This window comes from Thioalkalivibrio sp. (assembly GCF_041685615.1).
Classification (GTDB): domain Bacteria; phylum Pseudomonadota; class Gammaproteobacteria; order Ectothiorhodospirales; family Ectothiorhodospiraceae; genus Thioalkalivibrio.
The window spans coordinates 1-21098 of record NZ_JAWLFK010000040.1 but is presented as its reverse complement, the minus strand read 5'-3'; the positions used below and the strand labels follow the sequence as shown (position 1 = coordinate 21098).

The following is a 21098-nucleotide window of genomic DNA, read 5'->3' as shown; positions in this document are numbered from 1 at the left end:
CACTGTTTGAACGCTATGCCCCACTGCGTGACTGGCTCGCCACGGAGCTTGGAGTCCCCGTCCGGATTGAGTCGGCGCGCACACGCGATGTATTTCACCGCAGGCTCTCCGCCGAACGCTACGACCTGGTCTTTACGTCACCGCACGTGGTACCCATCCTTGAGGAAGAGACAGACTATCGTCCCGTGGCCGCGACCCGGGATCGATTGGCAATCCTGATTGCCGTGCCTCCCGAGTCAAACATCCACACCGTCGAGGACCTCGCGAACGTCCGCATCGCGGCGCCTTTCGAGGAGAGCCTTGCTGCGGCCTTCCTGAGTCAGACGCTCTCGGAAATTGTGTGGCCAGAAGGATCTGACCCGCCGAACGTCCGCCACCATCACCATCACAGCGCCGCCGTCACGACCTTCCTCCGTGGCGAGGCGGAAGGCCTGGTTCTGGTCACGGATGGCGACCTGGTCGACACGCAACGTCGCGCCGCGACGCCTTCGATGTCGCTCGGCGACGGGACACTTGTACGGGTCATTTCAGCCTCGCCCAGCTTTCCGGGAATGACCCTGCTGGCCCGCCAGGAGTTGCTTGCGAAAGCCCCGGACCTGACGGAACGTCTACGCGCTCTGCAGGACACGACCCGGGGCCAGCAGGTACTGCGCGGCATACGGCACCGGGGCTTCATGGCCGTCGAGGAAACCGACTTTCGAGCTTTTGCCCAGAAGGCGTACCACCGGAAACTTCCATCGCTCGGAACCACGGATGATTGACCGCCGTAACCCGGCCCAACACGCCTGCGTATGGGCATCGACTGCCGGGTCCGGTAGAATCACGAGCGTTGGCCCCGATTCCCGTCGCACCACAAGAGACGGGCGCGCACGCGCCCCGGATACTCCATGACCCTGCCCGGCCTGGATCCCACCGATTTCGGCCCGTCCATAACCGTTTCGCCCGGCCGAGGCGGAACCAGGCCTGCATGCGCCTGAATTTCGCCTGGCAGATCATTATCGGCACGGTCGCGATCCAGGTCGCGATGGTGGCAGTACTGATGTTCAGCGGCATCTCCCAGGTGCAGCAGAATCAGTCGCAGATGCTCGAGCGTTTTGCCGAACAGCAGGGCCGCCTGCTGTCCAGCGCGCTGACCCCCGGGCTGGCCTACGCCGACCCGGCCATGCTGCAGGACCTTCTGGACCTGGTCGCGGACGATTCCCACGTCCTCTACGCCGTGGTGCTCGACACCCAGGACCAGCCCATGGCCTCGGTAGGCATCTCGCCGGATGCGATGCCGGACCGTGCCGACGGAATCCATACCACTCCCGGACAGATCGAGATCCTCCGCGACATCGAACTGGCCGACCAGCCTCTCGGCACCCTGGCGGTCGGCTATTCCACCGACGCCATCGACACCCTCTCCGCCGACCTGCTGGAGCGCAATGTCCTGCTCGCGCTTGTGGTCCTGCTGCTATCGATGCTCGCCGCCGTCATCTTCAGCCTGATCGTCACTCACCGCCTGCGCCTGCTGAACCTGGGCGGCAAGGCCCTGGAAGCCGGCCGCCTGGACCACCGCATCCGGGTACGGTCGCACGACGAGTTCGGGGATCTGGCGCGCACCTTCAACGATGTCGCGGCCCATCTGGGCACCACCCAGGCGACACTGGAACAGCAGAACCAGCAGCTCAACCGCTCGGTCGCGCGCCTGGAGTCCATGCTGGGGGGCGCCAACGCCATCCTGTGGGAGTCCAACCCCGCCACGCACGAATGGGAATTCGTGGCCGGTGATACCCGGCGCCTGCTGGGCTTCCCCGCCCGGAGCCTGAGCCGCGGCGAACTGCGGACCCGCCACATCCATCCGAGCGATCTGCCGCGAGTACAGAACGCCACCCGGGAGAGCCGGAACCAGTCGCGTACCGTGGACTACCGCTTTGCCCATCGCGACGGCCAGTGGATCTGGCTGCGCGACATTCTCTCCTGGGCCACGGATGACGACGGCCGCGCGAGTCTGCGCGGGCTGACACTGGACATCACCAGCCACCGGCGCACCACGGATGCCCTGGCCGAGAGCGAGAATCGCTACCGGGACGTGGTGGACCATATCTCCGAGGTGATCTTCCGGACCGACGCGAATGGCCGCTGGACCCTGCTCAACCCGGCCTGGGAAAATCTGACGGGCTTCAGCGTGGAAGAGACCCTGGGGCGCCCGATGTGCGACTTCGTCGCACCCGAGGACCACGACGACGCGCGCAGCTTCTGCACCACGCTGCTGGAGGGCGGTTCCGACGCCCAGTCCGACGAGATTCGTCTGCAAACCCTGGATGGGGATATCCGCTGGGTCAGCGTCTACGCCAGCGCCCGTTTCGACGATCACGGGCAGGTCATGGCCACATTCGGCACGATGACCGACATCTCCGATCGCAAGCAGGCCGAGGACGAAATCCGTCGTCTGGCCTTCTTCGACGGGCTGACCCACCTGCCCAACCGCACCCTGCTGCACGACCGCCTGGGCCAGGCCCTCGGCAACACGGAGCGCAGCCACCTACACGGTGCCTTGCTGTTTATCGATCTCGACAATTTCAAGGACATCAACGACACCCTCGGACACGCCGTGGGCGACGACCTGCTGCGCCAGGTCGCCGAGCGCATGCAGGACTCGGTCCGCGAGGCGGACACTCTGGCCCGGCTCGGCGGCGACGAGTTCGTGGTCATCCTCAACGATCTCCACGCCGACCCGGCCCGCGCCGCCACCCAGGCCGAGGCGGTCGGGCGCAAGCTGATCGACATCCTGCACGAACCCTTCGAGCTGGCCGGCCAGAAACGCCACATCACCCCGAGTATCGGGGCCACCCTGTTCAGCGGGCGCAGCCTCGGCGTGGAGGAGATCCTGAAGCAGGCCGACCTCGCGATGTATCGGGCGAAGAACGCCGGTCGCAACACCGTGCGTTTCTACGACCCCGAACTTCACCGGGCCGTGGAGGCCCGCTTCGAACTCGAAAGCGAGCTGCGCCATGCCCTCGACGGCGACGACTTCAGCGTGCACTTCCAGCCCCAGGTGGACGCCTCCGGCCGCGTCATCGGCGCCGAGCTCCTGCTCCGCTGGATTCATGCCACCCGCGGGGCGATCTCGCCCGGCGAATTCATCCCGGTGGCCGAACAGACCGGCCTGATCGTCCCGATCGGACGCCAGGTGATGCGCGCCGCCTGCCAGCAACTGGCCGCCTGGCGCCACCAGTCCGCGTTCCGCGACCTGACACTGTCGGTCAACGTCAGCGCCCGCCAGTTCCGCCACCGCCACTTCGTGCGCGACCTGGCCCATATCCTCGAAGAGACCGGCGCCCCCGGGAACCGCCTGAAGCTCGAACTGACCGAGAGCATGCTTCTGGAAAACGTGGAGACCGTGATCGCCCACATCGAGGAGCTGCGCACCCTGGGGGTCGAGTTCTCTCTCGACGACTTCGGCACCGGGTACTCATCGCTTGCCTACCTCAAGCGCCTCCCTCTGGCGCAGCTCAAGATCGACCAGTCCTTCGTCCGCGATGTGCTGGACGACCCGAATGACGCCGCCATCGCGCAGATGGTGGTCAATCTCGCCCACACCCTCGACCTCGACGTGATCGCCGAGGGCGTGGAGAACGACCAGCAGCGCGCCTTCCTCTTCGGCCTTGGCTGTCGCCACTTCCAGGGCTACCTGTACGGCCACCCCGACACCCTGGCAACGTTCGAGGCGCTGGTGCTGCGCCAATCCGGTAATGGCCACCCGGCCGCGAATCGCTGACTGTTCGATTTAATCGAATATGAAGGGCCGATTTTCGGCATTTTCATTCGTATAAATCGGATCTAGGCTACCGGGTATTCCATTCCTGACGAGCGGAGGCACGTCGACCCATGAACACCAAGATCCTGATCCTGTACTACTCCACCTGGGGCCACATCGAGCAAATGGCCGAAGCCGTCGCCCAGGGCGCCCGGGAGGTCCCGGATACCGTGGTCACCATCAAGCGCGTACCCGAGCTGATGCCGGACGAGGTGGCCCGCAACGCGGGCGCCAAGCTCGACCAGGCCGCGCCCATCGCCAGACCGGAAGAACTGGCGGACTACGACGCCATCATTATCGGCACCCCGACCCGTTTCGGCCGCATGGCCGCGCAGATGGCGAACTTCCTCGACCAGACCGGGGCCCTGTGGTTCGGCGACAAGCTGGTCGGGAAGGTCGGCAGCGTCTTCGGTTCCACCGCGTCGCAACACGGGGGCCAGGAGACGACACTGGTCTCCACCATCGTCAATCTCCTGCACTTCGGCATGACCGTGGTTGGTCTACCCTACACCGAGAAGCGCCTGCTCGATGTCAGTGAGGTCTCCGGCGGCACACCTTACGGGGCGACCACCCTGGCCGACGGCGACGGCTCGCGCCAGCCGAGCGAAAACGAACTGGGCATGGCCGCCTCCCAGGGGCGTCACGTGGCCGAGGTTGCACGGGCCCAGCGCCTGGGGCGCGAGGCCGGCTGACCGAGCCGGTCCAGCAGCCGGTGGTCGCCGCGTGTCCGCCGGCTGGTAGCCTATGCTGAACCCAACCCGGGGTCGCTTTCCCCGGGTCACAACGCGGGCCCGGCCCGCCTGCTACAAGGAGAGTATCGACATGGACCACACCCTCGACGACAGCGGCAAGCTCATCCTGCGCCTCGCCCTCGGCATCATGATCCTGCTGCACGGTATCGCCAAGCTCAGCGGCGGCGTCAGCGGTATCGAAGGCATGCTGACCGATGCGGGGCTCCCTGCAATCCTTGCCTATGGCGTCTACATCGGCGAGATTCTCGCCCCGATCCTCGTGATCATCGGCCTGTATTCCCGCATTGGCGCCGTGATCATTGCCATCAACATGGTCTTCGCCATCGGTCTGGCGCATACCCACGAGATCTTCCAGCTCACCGGCACCGGCGGCTGGGCCCTTGAACTGCAGGGCATGTTCCTGTTCGCGGCGATCGCCCTGGCCCTGGCTGGTCCCGGCCGGTTCGCGATCAATCGCCTGTAGTCATCACGGCAACCCGGGGCGGCGCAATGCCGCCCCTTTCGGGTACCATGCGCGACCCTGATCCCCGCGCAGACCGTCCGCCATGAGCAATACCCAGACGCTGATCCTCGCTGCCCCACAGATCCTTCCGGTTGTCCCCCGCGACACCCTCCTGCAAGACCACGCCCTGATCATCCGCGACGGAACGATCCACGCGATCGAACCACAGGCGACCGCGCGCGCCAACCATCCCGATGCCGAGTACCGCGATCACCCCGGACAGATCCTGATCCCCGGCCTGGTGAACGCCCACACCCACTCCGGGATGAGTCTGCTGCGCGGCATCGGCAGCGACCGCCCGTTGATGGAATGGCTCAAGGGCTTTATCTGGCCGGCCGAGGGGAAGCTGCTCTCGCCCGAGTTCGTGCGCGCCGGCACCCGGCTCTCCATCGCCGAGATGCTGCGTGGTGGCACGACCTGCTTCAGCGACATGTACCTGTTCGTGGAGGATGCCGCGCGGGTGGTCGACGAGACCGGGATCCGCGCCTCGCTGGGCCTGACCGTTTTCGATTTCCCCACCCCCTGGGCCTGCACCGCCGACGAGTACTTCCAGCGGGGCGCCGATGTGGTGGCCACATGGGGGCAGCATGACAGGATCGCCTTCAACGTGGCCCCGCACGCGCCCTACACCGTTGGCGACGCGAGCCTGGAGCGTGTCGCCGAACGGGCTCGCGAGCTGAACGCGCCCATCCATATCCACATCCACGAGACGGCCAGCGAGGTGGCCGACGCCCTGCGCGAGCAGGGCGAACGCCCCCTCACACGCCTGGCGCGCCTCGGCATGCTGGACCAGCCTTTCATCGCTGTGCACATGACCCAGGTGGACGCGTCTGACCTGGACCTGCTGCGCGACCGCCCGGTGTCCATCGCCCACTGCCCGGAGTCGAACCTGAAACTGGCCTCCGGCTTCTGTCCGGTCACGCGCCTGCAGGACGCCGGCATCAACATGGCCCTGGGCACCGACGGCACCGCCTCGAACAACGACCTCGACATGATCGGGGAGATGCGCACCGCCGCCCTGCTCGCCAAGGGCGTCAGCGGGGATGCGGCCGCCCTGCCCGCCACCGCCGCACTGGAAATGGCCACCCTCGGGAGTGCCAGGGCCCTGGGTCTGGGGGATCGGATCGGGTCGCTGGAGCCCGGCAAGCAGGCCGATGTGGTCGCCGTGGACCTACAGGCCCTGGAACTGCAGCCCGCACACGATCCCAGCGCGCAGATCGTGTACGCGGCAACCCGCGATGCCGTGCGCGATGTCTACGTGGCCGGCCGGCCGTTGCTCCGCAACCGCGAACTGCTTACGCTGGACCCGCAGGACCTCCGCGCCGAAGCCGATGACTGGCGCATCCGGGTGCTGGCAACCCAGCCGCCCACTGCCTGAGCGAGACCGACCCCATGAGCCCCGAATCCCATTCCGAGCCGCAGTCCCAGGCGCACACGAACGTCGATAGTGCCGAGATCCACAAGTTCACGCACCGGGCGCACGAGTGGTGGGACCCTCAGGGCCCGTTCGCCACGCTGCACGCGATCAACCCGCTGCGCCTGGAGTGGATCGACGGTCAGGCGGACCTCGCCGGCAAGAAGGTACTGGACGTTGGCTGCGGCGCCGGCATCCTCTCCGAGGCAATGGCCGTGCGCGGCGCGCAAGTCACCGCACTGGACGCCGGCGCCGAACACCTTGAGGTCGCCCGCGAACACGCGACGGGGGCCGGGCTGGAGATCCCCTACCTCCACACCACCGCCGAGGAACACGCCGAACATCACGCCGGTGACTACGATGTGGTGACCTGCCTGGAGATGCTGGAACACGTACCCGATCCGGACGCGGTCATCGACGCGCTGGTGAAGCTCGTGCGCCCCGGCGGGTGGCTGTTCCTGTCCACCATCAACCGCACGCCACGCGCCTTCGCCGAGGCAATCCTGGGGGCGGAATACATCCTGCACATGCTGCCCACCGGCACCCATGAATACGGCCGCTTCATCCGCCCCTCCGAACTGGGCGCCGCCCTGCGCCGTCACGGCTTCGAGGTCACCGCGATGACCGGCCTGACCTATTCGCCCCTGAGCGGGCGTTATCGCCTGGTCGCCCGCACCGACGTGAATTACCTGATGGCCGCCCGCCGCGGCGACGCCGGCAGCGACGAATGACCCGCGAACTCGGATCGGTCCTGTTCGACCTCGACGGGACCCTGCTGGATACCGCCCCGGACATGCATGCAGCGCTGGTCACGTTGATGGCCGAGCACGATCGCGCGCCGCTCCCGTTCCACGCCGTGCGGAACCATGTCTCCCACGGCTCGCAGGCCCTGGTGGCACTCGCGTTCCCCGATGCCGACCCCCGCTTCACGGAGCATCTAAAGAAACGCTACCTGGAGATCTACGCCCGCGACCTGTGCCGAGCCACGGCCCTGTTTCCCGGGCTCGCCGAGCTGCTGGAGGCCTGCGACGCGCGCGGCTGGTCCGTCGGGGTCGTTACCAACAAGCCGGGCTGGCTCACCGATCCGCTGCTCGAGGCCCTCGGGCTCCATACGCGCATGGCGGCCGTCGTCAGCGGCGACACCCTGCCGCAGCGCAAGCCCGAGCCTGAACCCATGTGGCTGGCTGCGCGCCAGACCGGACTGCCCCCGGAACACCACTGCTACTGGGGCGACGCCGAACGCGACATCGCCGCCGGACGGGCCGCCGGCATGCCCACGCTGATCGCCAACTGGGGCTACATCAATGCCGACCAACATCCGGATCAATGGGGCGCCGACGCCGCCCTGGAGGAACCCGGAGACTTCTGGGCCTGGTACACCGGCGCCCCCGCCCCGGAGCACAGCCTTGCAGGCTGAGTCGGCCGGCCCCGCCCTCCCGCGCGGCGGCCAGGAGGCCTGAGTCGCGATGTCGCCGCATGTCCGTTCGGCCTACCGCCACTGCCGCCAGCGCGCCGCGGCGCATTACGAGAACTTCCCCGTCGCCTCCTGGCTGCTGCCCGGACGCCTGCGCGGGCCGATCGCGGCGGTCTACTGCTTTGCCCGCGATGCCGACGACCTGGCCGACGAGGACCCGCGTCCGGTCGCCGAACGGCGCCAGGCCCTGCTGGCGATGCAGGAACACGTCCAGATCCTGGAGGACCCGACCGCCGAACACGAGCCGGAGTGGATCGCACTGGCCGACGCCCGCGCCCGCTTCAACCTCCCGGCGGCACCGTTCTCCGACCTGATCGACGCCTTTCTGCAGGACCTCGAACAATCCCGTTACGCCACCTTCGGTGAGGTGATCGACTACTGCCGGCGTTCGGCCAACCCCGTCGGCCGGTTGCTGCTGCACCTCAATGGTGATCCCACCGAGGAGATGCTGGGCCATTCGGATGCGATTTGCTCCGCCCTGCAGCTGATCAACTTCTACCAGGACCTGCAGCAGGACCTTCAGGAGAACAACCGGATCTACCTGCCGCAGGAGGAGATGGACCAGTACGGCATCACCGAGGCGATGATCGCGGCCGGACAGACCACCTTCCAGCTACGCAACCTGATGCAGTTCCAGTACGCCCGCGCGGACCGCCTGCTGCGGGCCGGCGCCCCCCTGGGCAGCATGCTGCGCGGGCGCATGGGACTGGAAATCCGGGCCATCATCAACGGTGGCGCGCGCATCCTCTGGCGCCTGCGCCAACAGAATGACGTCTTCGCCCGCCCGCGCCTGCGCACCCGCGACGCCTGGATCATCCTGAGCCACAGCCTGCGTCCGCGCCGGCGCGCACGGACACGCTAGACCACCTTGCTGTACCGCTGCTGGCCTTCGGTGGCCAGGTAGGCGTCGAAGGCCATGGCCACGTTGCGCAGAAGCAGGCGGCCGCGCGGCAGCACATCCAGACGGCCCCTTGCGATGCGCACGAGGCCGTCGGCCTCCATGCCCTGCAGCCGTCGCAGCGCATCGCCGAACACCTCGCCGAATACGATGCCGTGACGCGCCTCGATCGCGGCAAAATCAACGCGCGAGTGGCACATCAGTTCACTGATAACGTCGCGGCGCAAACGGTCGTCGGCGCTCAGCGCCAGCCCGCGAAAGACCGGGAGGCGCCCGGCATCCAGGCGCGCGTAGTAGGCGTCCAGCTCGCGCAGGTTCTGGCTGTAGGTCGCGCCGACCTTCCCGATGGCGGTCGGCCCCAGGGCCACCAGGTCGTACTCCGCGCGCGTGGAGTACCCCTGGAAATTCCGCTGCAGCGTACCGGCACGCTGGGCCTCGGCCAGTTCGTCGTCCGGCAGGGCGAAGTGATCCATGCCAATGTAGACATAGCCGACATCGGTCAGCCGCTCGATCGTGGTCTCGAGGATGGCGAGCTTTTCCGCGGCATCGGGTAGGTCGGCCTCGCGGATCTGGCGCTGGGTCTTGAACATCTGCGGCAGGTGGGCGTAGTTGTAGATCGCCAGGCGCTCCGGTCGCAGCTCGAGGGCGCGTTCCAGGGTGCGGGTGTAGGTCTCCACCGTCTGCAGCGGCAGGCCGTAGATCAGGTCGAAGTTGGTGGACTCGAAACCATTGGCCCGGGCCTGTTCAACGGCCTTCGCCGTCACCTCGAAGGGCTGAATGCGGTTCACCGCCCGCTGCACGTCCGGATCGAAATCCTGCACCCCGAGACTGATGCGGTTGAACCCCAGCTCGCCCAGGAGGGGGATCGTGCCGGGGCGGACTGCGCGCGGATCGATCTCGATGGAGAATTCGCGCGCGTCGCTGTCATCGAGCCGGAAGTGGCGGCCCAGTATCTCCATGACCCGACGCAGATCCTCGTCCCCGAGATAGGTCGGCGTGCCACCGCCAAAATGCAGCTGACCCACCCTGCGATCCCAATCGAACAGCTCGCCCTGCAACTCGGCTTCGCGCTCCAGATAGTGAAGATAGCGCTGCGCGCGCTGGTAATTGCCGGTGACCACCTTGTTGCAGGCGCAATAGAAGCAGACCGTGTCGCAGAACGGGACATGCACGTACAGCGACAGCGGGCGCGCCGGTTCCGCCCCGTTGGTCGACTGCGCCGCCTCGGCATACGCCCGGTCGTCGAGGCCCTCGTGAAACTGGGGGGCCGTGGGATACGACGTGTAGCGGGGCCCGCTCACGTCGTATCGACGCAGGATCTCCGGATCAAATACCAGGCGTTGTTCCATCGGGTTCCCCTCGGCCATACGCCGCCCTACGGCTTCAGATTCCCACAGGCTACGGCCAGACCCCGATACCCGGCTTGATACAGGTCAACAATCCGCTTTCGGGGGCCATATCCCGCCCTTCGCGTTGCCTGTGCTAGCCTTCCCTCCCTGTACGACAGCCGCCACGCGAGAGCGCATGTCCCCCGACGAGTATTGCGAGGAGAAGGCCGCCCGGAGCGGCTCCAGCTTCTACTACGCCTTCCGCTTCCTGGAGCCGGACCGCCGTCGCGCGATCACCGCGCTCTACGCCTTCTGCCGGGAGGTGGACGACATCGTCGACGAGGTCAGCGAGGAAAGCATCGCCCGCACCAAGCTGGACTGGTGGCGCCAGGAGATCGAACGCCTGTTCGCCGGCGAACCCCGCCACCCCATCACCCAGGCACTGCAGCCCCATATTGCCCCCTTCGACCTCGGGCGCGAGTATTTCGACGAGATCATCGACGGCATGCAGATGGATCTCGACTACGACAGTTATCCGGACTTCACCACGCTGTCGCTGTACTGCTATCGCGCGGCCAGCGTCGTGGGCATCCTGTCCGCCCACATCTTCGGCTACCGCGACCGCCGCACGCTCAAATACGCCCACGACCTCGGCATGGCGCTGCAGCTCACCAACATCCTGAGGGACGTGCACGAGGACGCCATGCGCGGCCGGGTGTACATCCCGATGGATGAGCTGGGCAAGCACGGGGTCAAGCCGGAGGAATTCCAGGTCAACATCACCGCCGACCGCCATCGCGCCCTGTTCGCCGAACAGGCGGAACGCGCACGGCGCTATTACGACCGGGCCGAGGAACATCTCCCCGATGGCGACCGCTATGCCCAGCGCCCGGGCCTGATCATGGCGGCGATCTACCGTACCCTGCTCGACGAGATCGAGGATGACGGGTTTCGTGTACTCGAGCACCGGGTGCGCCTGACGCCGATCCGCAAGCTCTGGATCGCCTGGCGCACCGCGCGGCGTCTGAAGCGCGAGCAGCGACGCCGCGCGGCCTGACGCCATGGCCTCCGGTTCTTCCGCAGCGCCCGTCGCGGTGGTCGGCGCCGGCTGGGCCGGTCTCACCGCCGCACTCGCCCTCGCGCGGGCCGGACAGCCCGTGCACCTGATCGAGGCCGGCAGGACCGCGGGCGGCCGCGCCCGCAGCCTGGAGCTGGACAACACGGCCCTCGACAACGGCCAGCACGTCCTCGTGGGGGCCTGCCAGCAGACCCTGCAGCAGATCCGCGCGGTCGGGATCGATCCCGCAGCGGCCTTCCACGCCGTTCCCTTCGGCCTGCGGATGTTCGACCCCCGCGGCCAGACGCAGGCACCGGCGTTCGTCCTCGAGCCACGCTCGCCCCGGATGCCGGCCCTGGCCTCGGCCCTTTATCGGTCCCTCCCCGGGCACTCGCCCGCCATGCGGCTGCGTGCTCTGATCGGCGCCGCGGCGATTCTCCACCGCCCCGTTCGGCACGACCTTCCGGTGCTCGACTGGCTGCGACAGCGGCACCAGCCCGAGGCCCTCGTCCAGCGCCTGTGGGATCCACTGTGCCTAGCCGTGATGAACACCCCGACCCGTTTGGCCTCGGCCCGGATCTTCCAGAACGTCCTGCGCCTGGCCCTGAATCACGGCCCCCAGGCGGCCCGGCTCCTGATCCCGGCGTGTCCCCTGGGCGAGCTGTTCCCGCAACCCGCTTTGCGCGAACTGCGCCAGCACGATGCGCGCGTGGAACTCGGCCGCCGTATCACGGCCATCGAGCGCGACGCGACACACCCGGAAGCCCCCTATCGACTGCACGACCGTCAGGGCCGGACCAGCACTGCACGCGCCCTGATCCTGGCCATCCCACCCACCGCGACCGCCAGCCTGTTGCCGTCGGAACCCGGCTGGGACACCACACACCACGGTCTCGCGGCCATGGGGGCCCGCAGCATCTGCACCGTTTACCTGCGCTACCCGCACCCGGTGGCGGACCGCCCGGCCCTGCAGGGCCTGCTCGACCAGCACGGCCAGTGGCTGATCCCCCGGCACGTGGCGGGCGCGCCCCACTGGCTGGCCATCGTGATCTCCACCGCCGAAGACCTCGAACCGTTGACGGCGGACGCCCGATGGCGCACCGTCGCCCGCTCGCTGGAGCGGACCTTCCCCGAACTGGGGAAACCCGAAACCGGCCACAGCGTCTGCGAGCGCCGCGCCACGGTGGACGCCCGGGTGGATCTGGATCACCAGCGGCCGCCAGCCCGCACGCCGTGGCCCGGCTGCTATCTGGCGGGGGATTACCTGACCCACGCACTGCCGTCCACGCTCGAAGCGGCCGTACAATCTGGACTAGAATCGGCGCACCTGTTCCTGGAGGACCATCCTTGACCGACCTCGATATCCCCCGCCTCCTCGCCCATCGTCCCGAGCCGGGCGCCTTTGACCAGCGCGTGATCCTCGTCACCGGGGCCGCCGACGGCATCGGCCGCGCGGTCGCCGAGGCCTGCGCCGCGGCCGGTGCCACGGTCGTCCTGCTGGACAAGGACCTCAAGGGCCTGGAGGCGGTCTACGACCGCATCGAACAGGCCGGCCATCCGCAACCCGCGATCTATCCCCTGAATCTCGAAGGCGCCACGGTCAAGGACTACGGCGACCTGGCGGAGAACATCCGCGACTCGCTGGGCCGCCTCGACGGGCTGGTGCTGAACGCGGGCTGGGCCGGTGCCCTGATGCCGATGAAGAACTACGACCCGGAGCTGTGGTTCAAGGTCATCAACAGCAACCTGCACGGCCCGTTCTTCCTGACCCAGGCCGTGCTCCCGCTGCTGGAGGACAGCCCCACCGGAAGTCTCGTGGTCTCGACCCAGAACGCGCGCAAGGCCTTCTGGGGTGCCTTCGGGATGGCCAAGGCGGCCCAGGACGCCCTGATCGACATCCTTTCGCACGAACATCGCAATGAGCCCCGCTTCATCCACGTCAACGGCGTCGACACGGGCCCCGTGCGCACCCGCTTCCGGGCCGGCCACTACCCGGGGGAAAACGCGGAGCAACTGCCGGAGCCCGAGGCGGTGGTCGGCCCCTACCTGTACTTCCTCGACCCCGGCGATCGAACGACCACCGGCCTGAACATCAGCCTGGACGGCCAGGTACCGGCCCCCGAGCCAACCGCGTCCTGAGGCCGCTCACCCGCGGACCCGCGGCGGTTTGCCTGCCGGACGGCCCTTCCGGCGAACCTTGCCCGCCGCCGCCCGCGGCTTGCCACCCGGACGAGCCGCAGCCTCTACGCCATTGTGCTGGGTCTGGAAGGTCTGACCGCGCTTCTTCAACGCCTTGCCGCCCCGGGTAATCCGCCCACCCGCGGACGGCCTCGCCGATCCCTGACCCGTCCCGGCCGGCTGCCACGTCGGCACCAGATGGTGCTTCCCGTTGCCGATCAGGTCGGCCCTTCCCATCCGTTGCAGGGCATCGCGCAGCAGTGGCCAGTTGTTCGGGTCGTGGTAACGCAGGAACGCCTTGTGCAGGCGCCGCGCACGCACCCCCCGCGCCACCGGGACCCGTTCGCTGGCCTTGCGCCGGATCCCCCGCAACGGATCCCGCCCGGAGTGCCACATGGCTGTGGCCAGCGCCATGGGGCTGGGCAGGAATGCCTGTACCTGGTCGGCGCGAAAGTCATTGCGCTTGAGCCACAACGCCAACTGCAGCATGTCCTGATCCGTGGTACCGGGATGCGCGGCGATGAAATACGGGATCAGGTACTGCTCCTTCCCGGCCGCCTTCGAGTACTTCTCGAACATGGCCTTGAACCGGTCATAGGTACCCATTCCCGGCTTCATCATGCGGGACAGTGGGCCAGTTTCAGTATGTTCCGGCGCAATCTTCAAGTAGCCACCCACATGGTGGGTCACCAGCTCCTTCACGTATTCCGGGGACTCGATGGCAAGGTCGTAGCGCAGCCCCGAGGCGATCAGGATCTTCTTGATCCCCGGCAGGGCCCGCGCCTTGCGGTACAGCCGGATGAGCGGTGCATGGTCGGTGTCCAGGTTGCTGCAGATGCCCGGGTACACACAGGACAGCCGCCGACAGCTCTGCTCGATCTTCGGGTCCTTGCAGGCCAGCCGGTACATGTTGGCGGTCGGCCCGCCCAGGTCCGAGATCACCCCGGTAAACCCGTCGACCTTGTCGCGGATCTCTTCGATCTCGCGCAGCACGCTGTCCTCGGACCGGCTCTGGATGATTCGCCCTTCGTGTTCGGTGATCGAACAGAACGTACAGCCGCCGAAACAGCCGCGCATGATGTTCACCGAGAAGCGGATCATCTCCCAGGCCGGGATGCGGGCGTCGCCATAGGACGGGTGCGGCGCACGCGCATAGGGCAGATCGAACACCGCGTCCATCTCGGGCGTCGACAACGGGATCGGCGGCGGATTGAGCCACACCTCCTTGTCGCCATGGCGCTGCACGATCGCACGCGCGTTGCCGGGATTGGTCTCCAGGTGCAGTACCCGCGAGGCATGGGCGTACAGCACCGCGTCCCCCTTCACCTGCTCGAACGCGGGGATACGGATGACCGTCTCTTCGCGCGGCGTACCACGCGGGATCTGGCGCTGAAAGCGCACAACCTTCGCGCCCCCCTCTGCCCCGCCCTCGACGGCCTGCGAATCCTGCGCCTCGGCATCGGCGCAGGCTGCCGGCGAGACCATCGCGTAGGGGTCGGGGTTGGCATCCACCGGTCCGGGGGTATCGACCTCGCTGGAATCCAGCTCCACGTATCCGGCGGGCACCGCATCGCGCAGGAAGGCCGTCCCGCGCAGGTCCGTGATTTCGCGCGGGTGCTCGCCCGCCGCGACCCGATGCGCCAGCTCCACCAGGGCACGCTCGGCGTTGCCGAACAGCAGGATGTCGGCGCGCGAATCCAGCAAGACGGAGCGGCGCACCTTGTCCTGCCAGTAGTCGTAGTGCGCGATCCGGCGCAGGCTCGCCTCGATCCCGCCGGCCACGACCGGCACGTCCTTGTACGCCTCGCGGGCGCGCTGGGCGTAGACGATCACCGCGCGGTCGGGGCGCTTGCCGTGCACGTCCCCCGGCGTATACGCATCGTTGGAACGGATCTTTCGCTCCGCCGTGTAGTGGTTGACCATCGAGTCCATGTTCCCGGCGGTTACGCCGAAGAACAGGTTCGGCCGGCCCAGGGCCCGGAAAGGCTCGGCCGACGTCCAGTCCGGCTGGGCCAGGATGCCCACCCGAAAGCCCTGCGCCTCCAGCAGCCGGCCGATGATTGCCATGCCGAAGCTCGGGTGGTCCACGTAGGCATCGCCGGTCACCAGTACGATGTCGCAGCTGTCCCAGCCGAGATCGTCCATCTCCTCGCGCGTGGTCGGCAGAAACGGCGCCGTGCCGAAGCGCTTGGCCCAGTAGGGCTTGCGGGCGAACAGGGAATCGGGTGCTGCGGACATGACCAGGCTTCTTCCGGCGGGCGCCGGCAACAGGAAATGCGCGCATTACACGCCCGGCGCATCCCGAGATCAACAGGGCACGCCCGCGGGCGGGGTTTCACGCGACCGGGACCGGAGCCCCCCGGCCGCCCCTCATGGCAGGACTTGTGTCAGTAGCGCTCGATGAACAGGTCGATGGCAGGGCTCAGTGCCCCGCGCCAGCGCTGGGCCAGGGATTCGTCCCAGCGGGGGTCCACCTCGCGGGCCGTCTCCACCATGCAGTTCAGCCAGATCCCGTACAGCTCCGGCTCGACCGGCACCCGGCCATGACGACTGTGCACCTCGGCCATTTTTTCCATCGTCGGCGCCACGAAGCTTTCGCCCTCCGCATAACTGATGGCGGTGGAGATCGCCTGGCCCAGGGCCCGCTTCTGCTGCGACCAGTTGGTGGTCCGGAATGCCTGCGCCACTCGCTCGTCAGCCGCGAGGAAGCGCTCGTAAAAGCGATCCACGAAGTGGCCGGCCCGCCGGCAACGTCCGTAGCTCTGGTGCACGTCGGCGTAGCTCATCCCGTCCCCCATTTTCGAAAAATCGCGAGTCTAACGGGATTGTCCCGGGACCGCGTGATCCAGATCAAACGTCGCCGAGACCTCCTCTGCCGCAACCGCGAGGTCCGGCCAGGTGCAACTCGGCCAGGATATCCACCACGGGGGCAATCACCGCGCGCCATTGCTTTTCAAGGGCCGCGTTCCAGTCCGGGCCGGTTTCCCGCAGGGATTCAATCAGGCTCTCCACCCAGACCGGATACAGCGATGGGTCGATCGGGACCTCGCCGTGCTGGCTGTGGACCTGAATCACCCGATGGATCCCGGCGGCAGCACCCGATCCGGCCCCCTCGTGATGCAGGACCGCATGGACGGACTGGTCGAGGATCACCCGCTGGCGCTCGGCGGAGTAACACCCCAGCGTTTCGGCCACACGGACATCCGCGGAAAGAAACCGGGCAAGAAACCTGGCCAGGAAGGCTTCGTGCATGCGGCAGCGCTTGTAGCTTTGCCGAACATCAAGATGCGTCAGAGTTTGAACCTCCGGAAGGTGCGGACCGGCCCACCTTCCAATCGTACATCAAGCATCATGAATTCCGGAGCGGTCACGTATCGCCAAGCACGCCCGCATACTGAATCCCGGCCAGGCGCGCCAGATCGCGGTCGAAGGTCGTCAGGTCGTTGGGGCCAAAGTCCTCCAGGCTGGCGTGACCGCAGGCGCGCGCCAGAACCTTCATCAGTTCCGTGGAACCGTCCAGGAAGCGTCCGAGCCGCTCGGCACCTTCCTGCGGCTCGAGGCGACGGCGCAGTTTCGGATCCTGCGTCGCAACGCCGCTGGGGCACTGGTTGGTATGACATATCCGGGCCCCGACGCAGCCCACAGCCTGAATCGCCGAATTCGCGAGCGCGATACCGTCCGCGCCCAGCGCGAGGGCCTTCACGAAATCCGCCGGCGTGCGCAAACCGCCAGTCACCAGCAGTGTGACCCGCCCGGATGCCCCGTTGGCATCCAGGAAACGCCGTGCGCGGGCCAGCGCCGGGATCGTCGGCACGCTGATGTGATCGCGCAGCAGGGCCGGCGCAGCCCCCGTGCCACCGCCGCGCCCATCCAGGATCAGGTAATCGGCCCCGGCCTCCAGGGCAAATGCGAGATCCGCCTCGATATGGTTCGCCGACAGCTTGAAGCCAACGGGAACGCCTCCCGTCTTCTCGCGGACCTCGTCGGCGAAGCGGCGGAAGTCGGCCGGAGTCTGCAACTCGGCACTGGCGGCCGGCGAATGGGCATCCTGCCCGGCCTCGATCCCGCGCACATGCGCGATCTCGTCGCTGACCTTGCTGCGCGGCAGCACGCCCCCCACCCCGGTCTTCGCGGCCTGGCCCGCCTTGAAGTGGAACGCCTGGATCTTGTCCAGGACCCCTTCGGAGTAGCCAAACCCCGCCGGCCCCAGCTCGAACAGGTACCGCGAGTTCTCCGCCTGCTCGGCATCCAGCATCCCGCCCTCGCCCGAGCAGATGCCGGTTCCGGCCCGTTCGGCCCCCCGGGCCAATGCAATCTTGGCCTCGCGCGAAAGCGCCCCGAAGCTCATGTCCGACACCAGCAGCGGGATCTTGAGCTCCAGCGGGCGCCGAGCCTCGGGCCCGATCACCAGGGACGTACCGACGCCGGCGTCCTCGTCCAGCGGACGCGTGGCCAGTTGCGCCGCCAGAAGTTGCAGGCCATCCCAGCCCGGCAGGCGATCCCGCGGCACACCCATCGCCACCGTGGTCCCATGGCGACCCACGCCTTCCAGACCGTCCCGGGCCAGTGCGTGAATCCACTCGACGTGCGGCTCCGTCTCGCTGTTCCGCGGGGTCGGCGCCGCCTCCTGGGTATCCGCGTCGTCAGGGGCCGCATCCGCCTCGCTCGCCGGCGAGCCCACGGCATCCGCGTCGAACTGCGCATGCGTTCCGTCACAATAAGGAAGGTTGCCGGACTGCTTGCACTGGCACAGATAGGCCTCGCCGTCCTCTTCCGCGGTGAACACCAGGGGCTCGATCCCCGAACCCTGGTGCGAGCCATCGCAGAACGGCTGGTTCTGCGAACGTCCACAGCGGCAGAAGGCGTACTCCTCGCCCTTTTTCAGCTCCACGCCCCGGGGTTCCACAGCGGCGATAATCGGTTCGGCCATCGAATGCTCCTTGCGTTCGTTGCGTTCGCTCACAACTGTGACAGCGAAAGTCGTACAAATTTCCGAAACCACCGCGCGGCCGTATGATGGCAATATCTTGTGCAACCCTGGGGAACCGCATGACCACTGCCGACCATCGTCACACCCGCCGTGACTACACCCACGCGGAACTGCGGCGCAGCGATCTCCGGGACAACCCGCTCGGGCTTCTCAACGAATGGCTGGAAGCGGCCCGCGAGGCGGGTAACCCGGATCCCACGGCCATGATCCTCGCCACGGCCGACGCGGATGGTCAGCCCTCCGCGCGCACTGTTTTGCTCAAGCACGTCGATGCCGAAGGTCTCGCGTGGTACACCGATTCGCGCAGCCGCAAGGGACAGGACCTCAATGAAAATGCCCGGGCCGCGCTCCTGTTCTACTGGCCCGAAACGGAACGCCAGATTCGCATTGAGGGGCCGGTCACCGCCCTGCCGGGCGAACTCGCCGACGCATATTTCCACCAGCGTCCGCGGGGGAGTCAGCTGGCCGCCGCAGCCTCCACCCAGAGCCACCCCGTGGCGGACCGCAACGCACTGGAACAACGCGTCCGCGAGCTGGAACAACAGTACCCGGAAGGCGACATCCCGCGCGATCCCGCCTGGATCGGCTACCGCCTGCGGCCGGAACTGTTCGAGTTCTGGCAGGGCCGCCCCAGTCGGCTGCACGACCGCTTCCAGTATCACCGCGTCGGAAACGACTGGGAAATCACCCGACTGATGCCGTAACCAGCCTCCGGGGCCGCTACCGCTCCGGCAACCGAATCTGCTAGGATTCGCTCCGCCGTGGCGGCTCGACCCCGCCCGGTGTGAAAAACGGAGAGGTGCCGGAGCGGTCGAACGGGGCGGTCTCGAAAACCGTTGTACTCTCGCGAGTACCGAGGGTTCGAATCCCTCCCTCTCCGCCAGATCAGAAGCAAAGGGGCCCGAGTGGCCCCTTTTGCATTTCCAGCCCCAGCGATCCAGGGATTCGAACTCGAGAAATCGAACAAGATTGGGGGCCGCGGCAACGGATTGAGACGCCAGAACATCGCGGCAGAATCCGGTCCGGAGCACGGGCCCGGCGAACCGAGTCAGCCCGCCAACGTCGTCACCGTCCGTTCCTGGCGCCGCACTCCGGGCACAAAAAAAGCGGCCCGGTTTCCCGCAGCCGCTTTTCCATGATCCGAAACTGGTGGGCGGTACTAGGTTCGAACTAGTGACCCCTGCCGTGTGAAGGCAACCAATACCCAGCCCTACCAAGGGCAACACCCCTATAATCATAGTCTTACGCGCCTCCGTTGTGCAAGGTAGGGCACGTTCGTTCCCGTTTGTGTTACCTTCATGGTCACATATTGGTGACACGAAACGGGTGACCCGATGGCTGCGAAGGCCCTTGATACCAGCATCACGGATGCCGCCGCCCGGCGGTTCCTCGATTCCGCCAGCAATCGCGCCACCCTGTGGTGTGACCGTGTGACCGGCCTACACCTGATCCGCACGACGAAGGGCGGAAGCTGGCGCTACCGATACACCGACCCGACCGGCAAGCGCCGAACCGCCACCATCGGCCGTTACCCCGCGCTCAAGCCGCAACAGGCGGCGGAAAAGGCGCTCGCCTGGCGTACCGAAGGCGCGGACGTGCTGGCGGACAAGGAACAACGGAAACGCCAGGCATTGGAAGAAAAGGCCAGCGCCAGCACCCGCACCCTGCGCGGATACCTGGAAGGCCCGTATGCCCGTTACCAGGCCCGCCGGACAGCCGGTGACGAGACGCTCGCGATTCTACGAACCAACTTCGCACACTGGTATGACCGGGACCTCGCGACACTGAGCCGTAATGACGTGCTGACATGGCAGTCCTGGCGCGAAGAGATTGGACGCGCCCCGGCCACGATCAAGCGGGCATACGGCGCCCTGCGGACACTGTTGCGCCAGGCGGTGCGGGACGGCTCAATCGAGGATGACCCGCTGCGGGACGTGGCCCTCGACAAGCACGCGGAGACCGAGCGGACCGAGGAACTGAGGGAGCGCCGGGCCGCGACCCGCCGGCTGCTGACGGATGACGAGATCCGTCGCCTTCATGCCGGGCTGGAATCCTTCGCTGCCGAACTCCGGCAACAGCGCCGCAACAGCCGGGCCCACGGCAAGCCCGACCTACCCGACCTGGATGTGCTCGCCTATCCCCACTGGTTCATCCCGCTCGCCTACCTGAGTCTGTACAGCGGCCTGCGCCCGGGGGACCTGTATTCGCTGACCTGGCTGGAACTGAATCCGTCCTTCGGGCGACTGGTGAAAGTGCCGCAGAAAACCCGCCACCACCCGGAGCCCGCGCGTGTGGAGATGGATCTGCCGCCGGAGGCTATGACCGTCGTTCGCGCGTGGTGGGACCAACAGGGCAAACCCACGGATGGTCTAGTGTTCCCGTCACCGGTCACGGGCCGCAGGATGGACAAGAAGGCACACGGCAAGCCCTGGCGCCGCGTAAAACGTCTCGGGGGGCTCCCCGATAACCTGACCTTCTACGCACTGCGGCATCACTTCATATCGACGCTGGTGGCCGCTGGGGTGCCCCTGCTAACGGTCGCCAAGCTGGCTGGGCACAAATCCGCCGCGATGATCGAAAACCACTACGGGCACCTGTGCCCCGATACGAGTTACTGTCGAAAGTGGTGTACGGGGGGGATTGAGGAAGGCGGCGTATCCGGCTGGAATGGGAGTGCGACCAACCAGCCAGCCAGAGGAGATACGC

Annotated in this window: 18 protein-coding genes and 2 tRNA genes; 14 read left to right on the top strand and 6 right to left on the bottom strand. The window is 67.2% G+C overall.

The features are described from left to right. From ACESLR_RS09030 to hpnC, 8 genes are all read left to right on the top strand, one after another. On the top strand, window positions 1-761 hold a 761-nt coding region (locus tag ACESLR_RS09030), incomplete at its 5' end, for a phosphate/phosphite/phosphonate ABC transporter substrate-binding protein (RefSeq protein ID WP_373067057.1). 206 nt (window positions 762-967) lie between these two features. Then, a complete protein-coding gene (locus ACESLR_RS09025; RefSeq protein ID WP_373025566.1) occupies window positions 968-3760 on the top strand; it encodes an EAL domain-containing protein in 2793 nt (930 codons plus the stop codon). 110 nt (window positions 3761-3870) lie between these two features. After that, the gene (gene wrbA / locus ACESLR_RS09020; RefSeq protein WP_373025567.1) at window positions 3871-4491 is read left to right on the top strand and encodes an NAD(P)H:quinone oxidoreductase; all 621 of its coding nucleotides are present in this window, start codon (window positions 3871-3873) and stop codon (window positions 4489-4491) included. A 130-nt stretch (window positions 4492-4621) separates the two neighbouring features. Further along, window positions 4622-5014 (top strand): DoxX family protein, encoded by a 393-nt coding sequence (locus tag ACESLR_RS09015; RefSeq protein ID WP_373025568.1) that lies wholly within the window; start codon window positions 4622-4624, stop codon window positions 5012-5014. Window positions 5015-5096: 82 nt separating this feature from the next. Continuing rightward, entirely contained in the window at window positions 5097-6431 is a 1335-nt protein-coding gene (locus tag ACESLR_RS09010) for a TRZ/ATZ family hydrolase (RefSeq protein ID WP_373025569.1), read from the top strand. A 14-nt stretch (window positions 6432-6445) separates the two neighbouring features. Next, window positions 6446-7198 (top strand): bifunctional 2-polyprenyl-6-hydroxyphenol methylase/3-demethylubiquinol 3-O-methyltransferase UbiG, encoded by a 753-nt coding sequence (gene ubiG, locus ACESLR_RS09005; RefSeq protein WP_373025570.1) that lies wholly within the window; start codon window positions 6446-6448, stop codon window positions 7196-7198. After that, a complete protein-coding gene (locus ACESLR_RS09000; RefSeq protein WP_373025571.1) occupies window positions 7195-7884 on the top strand; it encodes an HAD-IA family hydrolase in 690 nt (229 codons plus the stop codon). The genes ubiG and ACESLR_RS09000 overlap by 4 nt, the downstream gene beginning before the upstream one ends. A 49-nt stretch (window positions 7885-7933) precedes the next feature. Further along, the gene (hpnC, locus tag ACESLR_RS08995) at window positions 7934-8803 is read left to right on the top strand and encodes a squalene synthase HpnC (RefSeq protein WP_373025572.1); all 870 of its coding nucleotides are present in this window, start codon (window positions 7934-7936) and stop codon (window positions 8801-8803) included. Here the strand turns inward: hpnC and hemN are convergent. Beyond that, a complete protein-coding gene (gene hemN, locus ACESLR_RS08990) occupies window positions 8800-10188 on the bottom strand; it encodes an oxygen-independent coproporphyrinogen III oxidase (RefSeq protein ID WP_373067053.1) in 1389 nt (462 codons plus the stop codon). The two genes, hpnC and hemN, sit on opposite strands and share 4 nt — an antisense overlap. Window positions 10189-10363: 175 nt before the next feature. Here hemN and hpnD point away from each other — a divergent pair, with 175 nt between their 5' ends. Genes hpnD through ACESLR_RS08975 form a run of 3 tightly spaced genes read left to right on the top strand, consistent with a single transcriptional unit; the run spans window position 10364 to window position 13363 of the window. After that, on the top strand, window positions 10364-11224 hold the full coding sequence (hpnD, locus tag ACESLR_RS08985; protein WP_373025574.1) for a presqualene diphosphate synthase HpnD: 861 nt from the start codon (window positions 10364-10366) through the stop codon (window positions 11222-11224). Window positions 11225-11228: 4 nt separating this feature from the next. Further along, window positions 11229-12575, top strand: a complete 1347-nt coding sequence (gene hpnE / locus ACESLR_RS08980) for a hydroxysqualene dehydroxylase HpnE (RefSeq protein WP_373025575.1) — start codon at window positions 11229-11231, stop codon at window positions 12573-12575. Beyond that, on the top strand, window positions 12572-13363 hold the full coding sequence (locus ACESLR_RS08975) for an SDR family NAD(P)-dependent oxidoreductase (RefSeq protein ID WP_373025576.1): 792 nt from the start codon (window positions 12572-12574) through the stop codon (window positions 13361-13363). Before hpnE ends, ACESLR_RS08975 begins: the two co-directional genes overlap by 4 nt. 6 nt (window positions 13364-13369) lie before the next feature. On the opposite strand, the gene ACESLR_RS08970 is transcribed toward ACESLR_RS08975, so the two are convergent. The 4 genes from ACESLR_RS08970 to ACESLR_RS08955 form a co-directional block, all read right to left on the bottom strand. Further along, window positions 13370-15640, bottom strand: a complete 2271-nt coding sequence (locus ACESLR_RS08970; RefSeq protein ID WP_373025577.1) for a YgiQ family radical SAM protein — start codon at window positions 15638-15640, stop codon at window positions 13370-13372. 149 nt (window positions 15641-15789) lie between these two features. Beyond that, entirely contained in the window at window positions 15790-16188 is a 399-nt protein-coding gene (locus ACESLR_RS08965) for a globin (RefSeq protein ID WP_373025578.1), read from the bottom strand. 64 nt (window positions 16189-16252) lie between these two features. Next, the gene (locus ACESLR_RS08960; protein ID WP_373067048.1) at window positions 16253-16597 is read right to left on the bottom strand and encodes a hypothetical protein; all 345 of its coding nucleotides are present in this window, start codon (window positions 16595-16597) and stop codon (window positions 16253-16255) included. A 172-nt stretch (window positions 16598-16769) separates the two neighbouring features. Beyond that, complete coding sequence (locus tag ACESLR_RS08955) at window positions 16770-18332, bottom strand: glutamate synthase-related protein (RefSeq protein WP_373025580.1); 1563 nt, start codon at window positions 18330-18332, stop codon at window positions 16770-16772. Between the two features lie 119 nt (window positions 18333-18451). On the opposite strand from ACESLR_RS08955, the gene pdxH reads away from it, so the two are divergent. Both pdxH and ACESLR_RS08945 read left to right on the top strand, forming a co-directional pair. Next, the gene (gene pdxH / locus ACESLR_RS08950) at window positions 18452-19096 is read left to right on the top strand and encodes a pyridoxamine 5'-phosphate oxidase (protein WP_373025581.1); all 645 of its coding nucleotides are present in this window, start codon (window positions 18452-18454) and stop codon (window positions 19094-19096) included. Window positions 19097-19185: 89 nt separating this feature from the next. Continuing rightward, a tRNA-Ser gene (locus ACESLR_RS08945) sits at window positions 19186-19275 on the top strand. 264 nt (window positions 19276-19539) lie between these two features. On the opposite strand, the gene ACESLR_RS08940 is transcribed toward ACESLR_RS08945, so the two are convergent. After that, a tRNA-Ser gene (locus tag ACESLR_RS08940) sits at window positions 19540-19620 on the bottom strand. 106 nt (window positions 19621-19726) lie between these two features. On the opposite strand from ACESLR_RS08940, the gene ACESLR_RS08935 reads away from it, so the two are divergent. Further along, window positions 19727-21098 (top strand): tyrosine-type recombinase/integrase (locus ACESLR_RS08935; RefSeq protein WP_373025582.1); only part of this gene is annotated, 1372 nt, incomplete at its 3' end.

Excerpts from the sequence above, each read along its gene's own strand:
- hpnE (WP_373025575.1), top strand. The coding sequence starts at position 11,229 with ATGGCCTCCGGTTCTTCCGCAGCGCCCGTCGCGGTGGTCGGCGCCGGC.
- wrbA (WP_373025567.1), top strand. The coding sequence starts at position 3,871 with ATGAACACCAAGATCCTGATCCTGTACTACTCCACCTGGGGCCACATC.
- ubiG (WP_373025570.1), top strand. The coding sequence starts at position 6,446 with ATGAGCCCCGAATCCCATTCCGAGCCGCAGTCCCAGGCGCACACGAAC.
- ACESLR_RS09015 (WP_373025568.1), top strand. The coding sequence starts at position 4,622 with ATGGACCACACCCTCGACGACAGCGGCAAGCTCATCCTGCGCCTCGCC.
- ACESLR_RS09025 (WP_373025566.1), top strand. The coding sequence starts at position 968 with ATGCGCCTGAATTTCGCCTGGCAGATCATTATCGGCACGGTCGCGATC.
- ACESLR_RS08955 (WP_373025580.1), bottom strand. The coding sequence starts at position 18,332 with ATGGCCGAACCGATTATCGCCGCTGTGGAACCCCGGGGCGTGGAGCTG.
- hemN (WP_373067053.1), bottom strand. The coding sequence starts at position 10,188 with ATGGAACAACGCCTGGTATTTGATCCGGAGATCCTGCGTCGATACGAC.
- ACESLR_RS08965 (WP_373025578.1), bottom strand. The coding sequence starts at position 16,188 with ATGAGCTACGCCGACGTGCACCAGAGCTACGGACGTTGCCGGCGGGCC.
- hpnD (WP_373025574.1), top strand. The coding sequence starts at position 10,364 with ATGTCCCCCGACGAGTATTGCGAGGAGAAGGCCGCCCGGAGCGGCTCC.
- ACESLR_RS09010 (WP_373025569.1), top strand. The coding sequence starts at position 5,097 with ATGAGCAATACCCAGACGCTGATCCTCGCTGCCCCACAGATCCTTCCG.
- ACESLR_RS08970 (WP_373025577.1), bottom strand. The coding sequence starts at position 15,640 with ATGTCCGCAGCACCCGATTCCCTGTTCGCCCGCAAGCCCTACTGGGCC.
- ACESLR_RS09000 (WP_373025571.1), top strand. The coding sequence starts at position 7,195 with ATGACCCGCGAACTCGGATCGGTCCTGTTCGACCTCGACGGGACCCTG.
- pdxH (WP_373025581.1), top strand. The coding sequence starts at position 18,452 with ATGACCACTGCCGACCATCGTCACACCCGCCGTGACTACACCCACGCG.
- hpnC (WP_373025572.1), top strand. The coding sequence starts at position 7,934 with ATGTCGCCGCATGTCCGTTCGGCCTACCGCCACTGCCGCCAGCGCGCC.